Origin of the sequence: Sneathiella chinensis (assembly GCF_012720115.1) — a bacterium.
In the GTDB taxonomy this organism is placed as follows: Bacteria; Pseudomonadota; Alphaproteobacteria; order Sneathiellales; family Sneathiellaceae; genus Sneathiella; species Sneathiella chinensis.
In genome coordinates this window covers 42,943-54,334 of sequence record NZ_VNWN01000006.1, presented here as the reverse complement: position 1 = coordinate 54,334, position 11,392 = coordinate 42,943, and the positions used below count along the sequence as shown (strand labels likewise).

The 11,392-nt window shown below is 57.9% G+C and carries 7 protein-coding genes and 1 riboswitch; of the genes, 3 read left to right on the top strand and 4 right to left on the bottom strand.

Annotated elements, in window-relative coordinates:
• Positions 1-27: 27 nt before the first annotated feature.
• Positions 28-1,284 (top strand): SAM-dependent methyltransferase, encoded by a 1,257-nt coding sequence (locus FQB27_RS10360; protein WP_169560981.1) that lies wholly within the window; start codon positions 28-30, stop codon positions 1,282-1,284.
• A 7-nt stretch (positions 1,285-1,291) separates the two neighbouring features.
• On the opposite strand, the gene FQB27_RS10355 is transcribed toward FQB27_RS10360, so the two are convergent.
• Both FQB27_RS10355 and FQB27_RS10350 read right to left on the bottom strand, forming a co-directional pair.
• A complete protein-coding gene (locus FQB27_RS10355; RefSeq protein ID WP_169560980.1) occupies positions 1,292-4,483 on the bottom strand; it encodes an efflux RND transporter permease subunit in 3,192 nt (1,063 codons plus the stop codon).
• Positions 4,484-4,487: 4 nt separating this feature from the next.
• Positions 4,488-5,621, bottom strand: a complete 1,134-nt coding sequence (locus FQB27_RS10350; RefSeq protein WP_169560979.1) for an efflux RND transporter periplasmic adaptor subunit — start codon at positions 5,619-5,621, stop codon at positions 4,488-4,490.
• A gap of 323 nt (positions 5,622-5,944) precedes the next feature.
• Between FQB27_RS10350 and FQB27_RS10345 the strand changes: the two genes are divergently transcribed.
• Positions 5,945-6,850 (top strand): transporter substrate-binding domain-containing protein, encoded by a 906-nt coding sequence (locus FQB27_RS10345; protein ID WP_169560978.1) that lies wholly within the window; start codon positions 5,945-5,947, stop codon positions 6,848-6,850.
• A gap of 102 nt (positions 6,851-6,952) precedes the next feature.
• Here the strand turns inward: FQB27_RS10345 and FQB27_RS10340 are convergent, their stop codons facing one another.
• On the bottom strand, positions 6,953-7,162 hold the full coding sequence (locus FQB27_RS10340) for a cold-shock protein (protein ID WP_169560977.1): 210 nt from the start codon (positions 7,160-7,162) through the stop codon (positions 6,953-6,955).
• Between the two features lie 51 nt (positions 7,163-7,213).
• Positions 7,214-8,701, bottom strand: a complete 1,488-nt coding sequence (locus FQB27_RS10335) for a DEAD/DEAH box helicase (RefSeq protein WP_169560976.1) — start codon at positions 8,699-8,701, stop codon at positions 7,214-7,216.
• 337 nt (positions 8,702-9,038) lie between these two features.
• A riboswitch (cobalamin riboswitch) is annotated at positions 9,039-9,250 on the top strand.
• A gap of 179 nt (positions 9,251-9,429) precedes the next feature.
• On the opposite strand from FQB27_RS10335, the gene FQB27_RS10330 reads away from it, so the two are divergent.
• Positions 9,430-11,361 carry a TonB-dependent receptor plug domain-containing protein gene (locus tag FQB27_RS10330; RefSeq protein WP_169560975.1) on the top strand — a complete coding sequence of 644 codons (1,932 nt, stop codon included), beginning with the start codon at positions 9,430-9,432 and terminating at the stop codon, positions 11,359-11,361.
• Positions 11,362-11,392: the final 31 nt, after the last annotated feature.

Below are 11,392 nucleotides of genomic sequence, written 5' to 3'. Positions count from 1 at the left end.
CAACTTTTGTTAAAACGGGGGTTGGGTATGTTGTTGGATCGAATTTTGAAATCACTGGTGCAGGTGGGACAACTGACGGTTCTGTCACCGGGGGGACGAAAGGATGTCTACGGGGACCTGTCCCATGACATGGCACAAGGCCTTCGCCCCGTTACCATCCGCCTTTCCACGAAACAGTTGCGCCGCAAGATTGCCCTGAACCCGGACCCCGCCTTTGGCGAAGCCTATATGGACGGCACCCTTGTCTTTGAGGAAGGGGACCTGTGGGGCCTGTTCGAAATTTTGGGCATCAATGCCCGCCTGCGGGACGGGACCGCCGTTCCCGAAACGGGACTGGCGCGAATGATCGGAAAATTTCTGAAACATATCAACCAGTTCAACAATTCCCGGATTTCCCGGCAGAATGTGGCCCATCACTATGACCTGTCCCGCGACCTGTACCAATTGTTTCTGGACGAGGACATGCAATATTCCTGCGCCTATTTCGAAAGCCCGAATGACAGCCTTGAGCAGGCGCAGCTTCAGAAAAAGCAACATATTGCTGGCAAACTTCATCTGCAACAGGGCCACCGGGTTCTGGATATTGGCTGTGGCTGGGGGGGCATGGCCCTCTATCTGGCCCGCCATTACGGGGTTGAAGTGCTGGGGATCACCCTGTCAGAGGAACAACTGGCCGTGGCCCGGCAGCGGGCCAATGCCATGGGGCTATCCAATCAGGTGCGGTTTGAACTGATGGACTACCGCAAGTTGACAGGGGAATTCGACCGGATCGTTTCAGTTGGCATGTTCGAGCATGTGGGCGCGCCCCATTTCCGCGAATTTTTTGGCGGGGTAAGATCGCTTCTGAAACCGGACGGGGTGGCCCTGATCCATTCCATCGGGCGCATGTCGCCGCCCGGCATCACCAGCCCGTTCATCCATAAATATATCTTTCCCGGCGGCTATATCCCGGCCCTGTCGGAAGTTCTGACCTCTGTTGAGAAATCAGAGCTATGGGCAACGGATATTGAAATCCTGCGGGTTCACTATGCCCGGACCCTGAAAGAATGGCGGCACCGCTTTGTCGCCCGCTGGCAGGAGGCAAAAGCGCTGTATGACGAGCGGTTCTGCCGCATGTGGGAATTCTATCTGGCGGCCAGCGAGATGAGTTTCCGCTTTGACAGCATGATGGTGTTTCAGATGCAATTGTCGCGGCATGTGGACGCCCTGCCCTATACCCGCGACTATATGCAGCAACCCGCCCCGGACATGACCGACAGCAATTCCATCGAAACCGCTGTCTAGGTCCGGTCTAGTCCGCCTTTGAAGCCGGGGCTGGTGCAGCCTCGGCCTCGGTCTCCAGCACGGCGTTCCCTCCGTCCTTGCTCTCGTCCTTGCCTTGGCCCTTGACCTTTTCCCGCAAGGTCTGGAACAGGTAATAGAGGATCGGGATCAGCACAACGCCGATGGTTGCCGCCGCGATCATGCCGGTAAAAACGATCAGCCCCAATGACTGCCGTCCGGCCGCGCCGGCCCCGCTGGCCACCACCAACGGGAAAACCCCCAGAATGAAGGAAAAGGCCGTCATCATGACCGCGCGGAAACGAAGCCGTGCCGCCTCAACCGTGGCATCGAACACCGATTGTCCGCTTTCCCGGAGTTCCTTGGCAAACTCCACAATCAGGATGGCGTTCTTGCTGGCCAGACCGATCAACAGGACCAGCCCGATCTGGGCATAGATATTGAGCGGCATACCCACCGCCAGCGCCCCCAGAAGCGCGCCAACCACCGCCACTGAAATGGACAGGATCACCGATGCCGGAATGGTCCAGCTTTCATACTGGGCGACCAGAAACAGATAGACGAACACAAGGGCCAGCACGAAGACAATGGCGGTCTGGCCACCGGACTTCAATTCCTGATAGGACGTGCCGGTCCAGTCGATGCCATAGCCGTCCGGCAGGGTTTCCGCCGCGACCTTCTGCATGGCTGCGATGGCCTCGCCGCTGCTGGACCCCGGTGCCGGAACCCCGCTGACACTGGCAGAGGTGAACAGGTTATACCGGCGGACGGAAGACGGCCCCACATCCGGGGTGACCCGGACCAGGGAACTGATCGGAACCATTTCCCCGCGCGCCGACCGGACATACAGTTTTTCAATATCGCTGATTTCGTTACGGTCTTTCCCCTCCGCCTGAATCATCACACGATAAACACGCCCGAACATATTGAAATCATTAACATATAACGAACCAAGATTGGCCTGCAGGGTCATGAAAATCTCGGAAATCTCGACCCCCAGCGCCTTGGCCTTATCCCGGTCCACATCCACAAATAACTGCGGGGAATTGGCGTTGTAACGACTGAACACATTGCGAAGCGCCGCATCCTGATTGGCCGCGAACAGAAGCCCGCCAAGGACCTGCTGCAATTGCTGCGGGGATCGTCCGGCCAGATCCTGCAGTTCCATTTCGAAGCCGCCGGTACTGCCCAGCCCCGGAATGGGCGGCACGTTGAAGGCCACCGCCGTCGCCGACCCGATGGCGGCAAGACGGGCGTTTACCGACCGAAGGATATGGGGAATACTGGTTTCCGGGCTTGTCCGGTCCTCCCAATCCTCCAGCACACCGATGGCGAAGCCACCGTTGGAACTGGCCCCGGCCAGCAGGCTGAACCCACTGACATAAAGGACATCCTTGACGCCCGGTGTCTCCGCAACGATCTGGCGGACGGCCTCCATGGTCTCTTCCGTCCGGTTGAGGGACGCCCCCGCCGGAAGCTGGATATCCATCATGAAGGCGCCTTGATCCTCGTCCGGGACAAAGCCCAAGGGCAGCGTCTTCATCAGGTTATATCCGGCGGCGATCACAAAGACCGTCACAAGACCGGTGACCAGCACCTTACGGGCCAGAAAGGCCACAAGCCGGCCATAGCCGTCCCGCGTGCGATCCACCAACCGTAAGAAAAGCCCGGCCACGCCCCTTGGCTGGCCGGTCTGTCGGCGCAGGAAGATGGAACAGAGTGCCGGGCTGAGCGTCAGGGCGTTGATACTGGAAATCAGCACCGCCACCGAGATGGTCACCGCGAACTGCAGGTAAAGCTGTCCGGTGATCCCCGGCAGAAAACCGGTGGGAACAAACACCGCCAGCAAAACCAGCGTGGTGGCAATCACCGGACCGGTGACCTGCTTCATGGCCTTGCGGGTGGCATCGGGCGGGGACAGGCCTTCCTCGTCGATCAGACGCTGGGTATTCTCGACCACCACAATGGCATCATCCACCACCACGCCAATCGCCAGAATAAGCGCGAACAGCGTGATCGTGTTGATGGTCATGCCAAGCGCCAGCAGAACCGCAAAGGTCCCGATCAGGGACACGGGAATGGCAATGGACGGAATGATGGTGGCCCGCCAGTCGCCAAGGAACAGATAGGTCACGGCAATCACCAGGGCCAAAGCCTCGAACAGGGTGATCACCACCTCGCGGATGGAAACCCGCACATATTTGGTGGTATCGTACAGCACCTTATATTCGACATCGTTGGGAAAGCGTTCCGCCAGACGATCCAGTTCCGCATAGACCCGATCCGCCGTCTCCAGCGCGTTGGAGCCCGGCGACTGATACACACCGATCATGGCTGTCGGTTCCGCATCATTGACCAGCGCGGTCGCAGAAAAATACTGGGCGGCGATTTCCGTGCGGGCCACATCGCGAATGCGAACGGTCGATCCGTCCGGGTTGGCGCGAATGATGATTTTCTCGAATTCCTCAACCGTATTCAGGCGGCCTTGCGCCTTCAGGGTGAATTGGCGCTGCTGCACCCCGTCGAAAGGCGGCGCCCCAAGCTGGCCCGCCGATGCCTGGATATTCTGGGACCGGATGGCGTTGCTGACATCCGTCGCGGTCAGATTAAAACTGGCCAACCGGTTCGGGTCCAGCCACATGCGCATGCCATAATCAAGCTGTCCGAACTGGGTCACATTGCCGACCCCCTGAATGCGTTTCAGGGGATCCTGAACGTTGATCGCCGCATAATTGGACAGGAACAGCCGATCATAGGTCTTGCCCGGAGAGATCAGGTTCACCGTCAGCAACATGTTGGTGGATTGCTTGCGCGTGACCACGCCCTGACGCTTCACCTCTTCCGGCAGGGCGGCCATGGCCTGCACCACCCGGTTCTGCACATTGACCGTGTTCAAATCCGGGTCCGAGCCGATTTCAAAACTGATTGTCAGGCTGTACCCACCATTGTCGTCACTGGTCGAGGACATATAGATCATGTTGTCCACGCCGTTGACCTCGCGCTCGATCACGGCCGCAACCGTGTCCTGCAAAACGGCGGAATTGGCACCGGGATAGCTGGTGGATACCTGCACCACAGGCGGGGTGATTTCCGGGAACTGCTCAACCGGCAGGACTTTCAGGGCGATCAGGCCTGCGATGGTGATCAGGATGGAAATGACGAAGGCGAATTTGGGTCGGGAGACGAAGAAACCGGACAGCATATCCCTACTCCCGGTTATCAGTTGCGGACAGGACTTTCACTTCCTGATCGGGCTGCACCTTCTGCAAGCCTTCCACCACGACCATGTCGCCTTCCTCAAGGCCGCTATTGACCACAAACCCGTCGCCAATCTCGGCGCCCAATTCGACGGTCCGGACCTTGATGCGGCTGTTTTCATCCACGATCAGCACAAATCGCCCGGACAGGTTTTCCTGAATGGCCGCCTGCGATACCACCAGCGCCCGCGCCGTTTCATTGCGGGCCACGCTCATGGTCACAAATTCGTTGGGAAAGAGGATGAAGTCCGGGTTCGGGAAAACCGCCCGGATGGTGATGGTATCCGTGGACGGGTCCACCTTGTTATCGACAAAATCAACGGTGCCGGGATGGGCATAGTCACTGCCATCAGACAGCCGAAGCCGCGCAATCGCATCGTTATTGTCCTGCCCCACCCCGGAACGGCGGAAATCGATCAACTGGCGTTCGCTGATGGCGATGGTGGCATAGACAGGGTCCATGCTGACCACTTCCGCAAGGACGCCGCTGGACGGGGTGACAAGGTTACCAACCGAAATGGCGGACCGGCCAATGCGGCCACTGATCGGGGAACTGATCTCCGTGTAGGACAGTTGCAATTCCGCCTGCCGCAGGTTCGCATCCAGCCGCATCAGATCGGCCTCTGCCTTGGCGGCGGTGGCTTCGGTTTCATCAAACCGGGCCCGGCTCACATTCCCCTTTTTCAGAAGCTCCCGCCCCCGCTCCAGCGCCAGTTCCGCTTCCCGCTGAACCGCTTTCGCGCCTTCAATCTCGGCCTTGATGCGATCGATTTCGTTTCGGAAAGGGGCCGGCTCTATCAGGAATAACGGGTCGCCCTTCTGAATGAAGGCCCCATCCTCAAACTTCTTTTCCTCAACAAAGCCCTGCACTCGGGCGCGCACCTGAAAGGTTTCCACCGCTTCCACCCGGCCAACGAAACTGCCTTCCTCCCGCACTTCCTTGGTGGTCACCGGAACAGCAACAACCGTGGGTGTTGGCGCCTGCATCGGGGCGGCTGGCTGATCTTCATCGCAGGCGGCCAAAAGCGGCAACAGGGTCAGGAGGGAGAGAACGGCAGAAAGGCTTTTGGTTGTGGTCAGCATACCGATGGTCTCTTTTGTAGTTGGCGGAAGATGAAGGAACGCGACGGACGGGCAGTATAGTCAATCTATTATGTCATTCAAAAGATGGCGCATGCACCTTTATGGACAAGTTTTTCTGCAAACACATGTAACGGTATCATTTTCAGAGCACCTCCCACAAGACCCGCCTGCCCCTCATGGCGACTGGACAACCGCAAACAGCATACGTAAACTGTTTGTATTACTGGCCGCGGCTGTTATTTCACTTTCCATAAAGTAGCGTATATTCCGGCATGAACAGGTTCTCATCTTCCCTATTTCGCAAGGCATTCAGTCCCCGGACATTGCCTCGGGCAATCCGCCCGGCGGCGGTCATCACAAGCCTGACCGCACCTGTCCTGTCCCTGTTGCCCGCACTGGCCACCGCGAACCCGCATAACGATGGAACCACCATCAACTGGTTTGTCGGGCATTTCCCGCCCGTGCATTTCGCCCCGTCGGAAACGACACCAGACACCGCCAACCTGCAGGGGTTCGGTGATCGCAACCTGACCTATCTCAGCGATCACCTGACCGGTTTCAATCATGCCTTTTATCGGGGGACCAGCTATCGGCGCAGCGAAGCCCTGATCCGCACATCAGACCTGGCCTGCAATCCCACCATGCTCAAAACCCCGGAACGGGAGCAGTATATCGCCTTCAGCGACCCCATCTATGTTGTGCTGCCCAACATGCTGGCCTATCGCCCCGGCGACGACTGGAAATTCACCCCCCACCTGACCGATGGCAAAATTGACATGCACAGTCTGGTACAGGACCGGCAACGCAGGGGCAGTGTGACCCTTGGGCGATCCTATGGCAAGGCCGTGGACGAGGCCCTGCAAAGCGTCGGGACGGTGCCGCATATTGCGCAACTGCGCCATTCACAATTGGCGATCAACCTGCTGGACGTTGGCCGGATTGACTATGTCATCGCCTTCCCATCGGAAATCAGCCATTTCCGGTCCCTGAACAAGCAGCGCCCGGACGGGATACGATATTTCCCCATCAAGGGTATGAATGAACTGATCAAGGGGCATGTCGGATGCACCAAAAACCCGAACGGGCTGAAAGTCATTGAAGCGGTCAACAAGATCATCCGGGATACCAATCCCTACCCGCTCTTCAAGTCCTATTATCTTGAGTGGTTGGAGCCGGAGGCGGCACGTCACTATGAAGCCCTGTCTTCACAAGGGGCAGCCCTGAATTGACGGCTGCGATTTTAGTCCATCCCCTCCCCTCGCAGAACAGACACAAAAAAAAGCGCCTCTCCGAATGGAAAGGCGCTTTCTTCTTGGCTTTGCTGAAATGCCTTAGAGGGCTTTCAGGTTTACCGCAGATGATTTGCCACGAGCGGAATCAACTTCCAGGTCGTAGCTGACTTTCTGACCTTCGTCGAGCTGGCCGAGACCAGAACGCTCAACAGCACTGATGTGTACGAATACATCCTGGCCGCCTTCTTCCGGGCTGATAAAACCATATCCTTTGGTTCCGTTGAACCATTTCACTGTACCTTGACTCATGATATTTCCTTTAGCTAGTCATGGGTTGAGAAATCTTAATGCTCCGATACTTCAGGCACCGGAGCGCACAGGGGTGCGTCCAGCCCCCCCGAGCATTCTGACAAGGCCATCCTTCGAAGTGTCGGAACTTGCCTTGCGGGGCTGCCGTTTCCGGTTGCCACCATTATTCTTTGCTGCTGTCTTAGACGGGCCTTTGGATCCGTTCCGAGGCGCATCGCCAGCAACTTTACGACCGTCGGCCCGCTGTCCATTGTTGGCAGGCTTGCCGGTTTTGGCTTTCGGCTTGGGCCTGGATTTACGCTGAGGGGCTTTCCCCTCGGCGGGCTTGCCACCGCTTTCCTCACCTGTTGACGCACCCTTTTTCGGGCCGCGCCGTGAACCGGGGGTAGGCTTGTCCGCTGCAGCGGGCTGATCGGAAAATCCGCCGGAACGCGGCAGCGTGTTGCCTGTCAACTTCTCGATATCACGAAGCAGGCTCTGTTCTTCCACATCGCACAGGGATACAGCAATACCGGTTCGGCCCGCACGAGCAGTCCGCCCAATCCGGTGAACATAGGATTCCGCCACATTGGGCAGGTCGAAATTCACCACATGGGACACATCATCAATGTCGATCCCGCGGGCGGCAATATCCGTCGCCACAAGAATGGGGGTATCGCCGGACCGGAAACCGTCCAGTGCCCGGTTGCGCTGGTTCTGGCTTTTGTTGCCATGAATAGCTGCCGAGACAAGGCCCGCTTTCTCAAGATGCTGGCTGACCTTGTCCGCGCCCCGCTTTGTCCGGGTGAAGACAATGGCCCGTGCCACCTCTGAACCAGAAAGAATATCGGTCAGAACCCGCCGTTTGTCAGAACGATCAACCAGAATGACGCTCTGTTCGATCCGTTCGATGGGCCGCGAGACCGGGGCCACAGAAATTTCTTCAGGGTTTGACTGGAAATCCTTGCCCAGCTTACGAATCTGGGTCGGCATGGTTGCCGACATCAGCACGGTCTGCCGTTCAGCAGGCAGCTTGCCCATGAGCTTGCGGATACCGGGCAGGAAGCCCAGATCCAGCATCTGGTCTGCCTCATCCAGAACAATACAGGTGGTTTTGTCGAGGCGCACAGCCCCGGTATTCATGTGATCAAGCAGACGTCCCGGTGTTGCCACCAGAATATCAACGCCCCGGGCCAAATCCCGGATTTGCGGTCCCGGCTTGACGCCACCGACGACAACAGCAACAGAAACCCGCTGATGACGGCTATATTTGCGGATATTGTCCGCAATCTGTGAGGCAAGCTCTCGTGTGGGGGTGACAATCAGCCCGGTGCAACTTTTCGCCACAGGCTTGATCTTCTGTTCGTCAATCCGTTGCAGGATGGGTAGAACAAAGGATGCGGTTTTCCCGGTGCCCGTTTGGGCAATACCAATAACATCCTTCCCTGCCAGCATGGCGGGGATCACTTTTAACTGGATCGGGGTGGGAGTGGTGTATCCTTCGGCCGTCAGGGCCTGAAGGAGAGACTCGGCAAGACCGAGGTCATCAAACTGTTTCAAGTAAAGTCTTTCGTCGGCCGCTGTCTTCATCGCGCCATCCGGGCTGCGGACAGTGGCTTGTTTTATTCCGGGAGCCTGCGCAGATCAGCTACCGTGGTTCGCGTGCCTTTTAAGCACCCTTCCGCGGGGCGGTTACCCGAGCCCATCGCGAGGAAGTCCGGTCTGCTGCCAGTGTTTTCACTTTTCCACGCGCAGACGAGTAAAGGGTAATAACCATCTTTTGCTGCCAATAGCAAGACAATTATTCCACCCCCCTAAAATTTTTGGTGGGGCAAAACCACTGCAATCCCGCTGCAGTCAAGGGAAACACCCTATTGACGGCATTGATTTTCAGGGTAGTATCGCGGCCAGTAGTGGTTCCGTTTGTAACGGATGAAAAGGGAACGCGGTGCCTGCGCATGAGATGCGCGCCAAGCCGCGGCTGCCCCCGCAACTGTAAACGGAGAACAGGCATTCCAGAAAGCCACTAGCCGTCCATGAACGACTGGGAAGGCGAATGCCCTGTGACGACCCGTAAGCCAGGAGACCTGCCACTCTTCGTCACCCGACCTTGATACGGGGTGTGTCAGGGTGCGGCTTTCCGTTTAGGTGACACCAAAACCAGTTGGCATGACGTCTGTCAGGCCCGCGCCCTATGGCCGGAACCTTCCTGACACGACAGACACGCCAACAAAACCATACGACGCGGCGGGCACCCCCCGTCCCCGTCACAAAGAACAGGTGTCTAAATGAAGAAATTACTCCGCACGACAGGATTGGCCGGAATGGCCTGGTTGATCGTCTCGCCTGCGCTGGCCGATACGCCCCTGTCCGATTCCATCGTCGTTTCCGCCAGTCGGACCCCGATTGAGGCCGAAAAGGTCGGCCGCGCCTATACGGTCCTGACGGCAGAAGACCTTGAACAAACCCAGACCCGGTATGTTTCCGATGCCCTGCGCCGCATTCCCGGTGTGTCCGTTTCCCGCAACGGTGCCTTTGGCGGCCCGGTTCAGGTCCGCCTGCGCGGGTCCGAAGGGAACCATGTCCTTGTCCTGATTGACGGGATCGAGGTATCCGAACCCACACAGGGCGAGTTCGATTTCGGCAGCATGCAGGCCGCAGATATTGAGCGTATCGAGGTGATCCGGGGTCCGCAAAGCGCCCTTTGGGGGTCCAACGCCACGGCAGGTGTCATCAATATCATCACCAAGGGCGGCAAAAGAAACAGCTTTGAAACCCATGTGAATACGGAAGTGGGTACAGACCGCACCCTGATGACCAATGTGGGCGTCCGGGGCGGCGGCAACCGGTATGATTATGCGGTTTCCGGTGCGTTCCGGCGGACCGACGGTTTCAACACCTCGTCCTTCGGCTCTGAAGAGGATGGCGACCGGAACCTGACCCTGAACGCCCGCGGCAGTGTGGACCTGACCCCCACCGTGCAACTGGATGGCAGCCTGCGACATGTGCGCCGCACATCCGACACGGACGATCAGGATTTCGCATGGCCGGCAACCCCTACCAACGGGTTGGCCATCGATACGGATGCGGATACGCGCACCCGTGATTTCTTCGGCTCTGTCGGGCTGACATCGTCACATTTTGATGATGCCTTTGTGCACAGCCTCCGTTTTGAGGGCACCTCGACCCGGCGGAGAAGTCAGGACCTTTACGGCCTGTCCGGCAATGAAGGGACCCGCTATCACGGTGCCTATCAGGCGACCCTGTCCTTTGATACCCCCGATGTGGCCAGCGCCCGGCACAGCCTGACCGGATCGGTCGAGTGGGAACGGGAAACCTTCAAGAATATCTTTCCGCTGACCCCGTCCCAGATCCCGTCGCAAAGCCGCACCCTGTACGGCTTCGTGACCGAATATCGCGGGGAATTCTTTGAAAACCTGTTCGTTACCGGTGCCGTCCGCTTTGACCATAATGACAGCTTTGACGATGCGGTCACCTACAGCCTGAGCGGTGCCTATGTGGTTCCGGGCACCGGCACCCGGTTTCATTCCTCTGTCGGCACCGGTGTGACCAACCCGACCTTTCTGGAACAGTTCGGTTTTGATCCGTCCACCTTTATCGGCAACCCCTCCCTCAAACCGGAAGAGAATTTCGGTTGGGATCTGGGTGTGGAACAAAAATTCCTCAACGACGATCTGGTCGTTGACGTAACCTATTTCCAGGAACGGCTGACCGATGAAATCCAGTCCCAGTATGACTTCATGACGGGCCTGTCCTCGCCGATCAATCTGGATGGCACCAGCAAGCGCCGGGGGGTCGAAATTGCCGCCTCTGCTCAGGTCACCGACAACCTGCACCTGCGGGCGGCCTATACCTACCTGAACTCGAAAGAGCCAAACGGGGCCGAGGAAGTCCGTCGCCCCCGCCATTCCGGCTCCTTCGGGGCGACTTATTCCTTCCTTGAGAACCGGGCCTCCATCTTTACGGATGTGGCCTATAACGGCGAAATGCAGGATCTCGAATTTGTCGGCAGCACCCCAAGAACACGGGTCACGCTGGATGATTATGTGCTCGTTACCGTTGGTGCCGACTACAAGGTCACGGATGATGTTCTGCTTTACGGGCGGATCGAGAACATGCTTGATGACCAGTATCAGGAAATCTACAGCTTTAACGGACAGGGCCTGACGGCCTTTGTCGGCGTCAAGGCGACCTTCTGATAGACCGATACCCGTCCGGGCGCTGCGATGC

Excerpts from the sequence above, each read along its gene's own strand:
- FQB27_RS10360 (WP_169560981.1), top strand. The coding sequence starts at position 28 with ATGTTGTTGGATCGAATTTTGAAATCACTGGTGCAGGTGGGACAACTG.
- FQB27_RS10355 (WP_169560980.1), bottom strand. The coding sequence starts at position 4,483 with ATGCTGTCCGGTTTCTTCGTCTCCCGACCCAAATTCGCCTTCGTCATT.
- FQB27_RS10350 (WP_169560979.1), bottom strand. The coding sequence starts at position 5,621 with ATGCTGACCACAACCAAAAGCCTTTCTGCCGTTCTCTCCCTCCTGACC.
- FQB27_RS10340 (WP_169560977.1), bottom strand. The coding sequence starts at position 7,162 with ATGAGTCAAGGTACAGTGAAATGGTTCAACGGAACCAAAGGATATGGT.
- FQB27_RS10330 (WP_169560975.1), top strand. The coding sequence starts at position 9,430 with ATGAAGAAATTACTCCGCACGACAGGATTGGCCGGAATGGCCTGGTTG.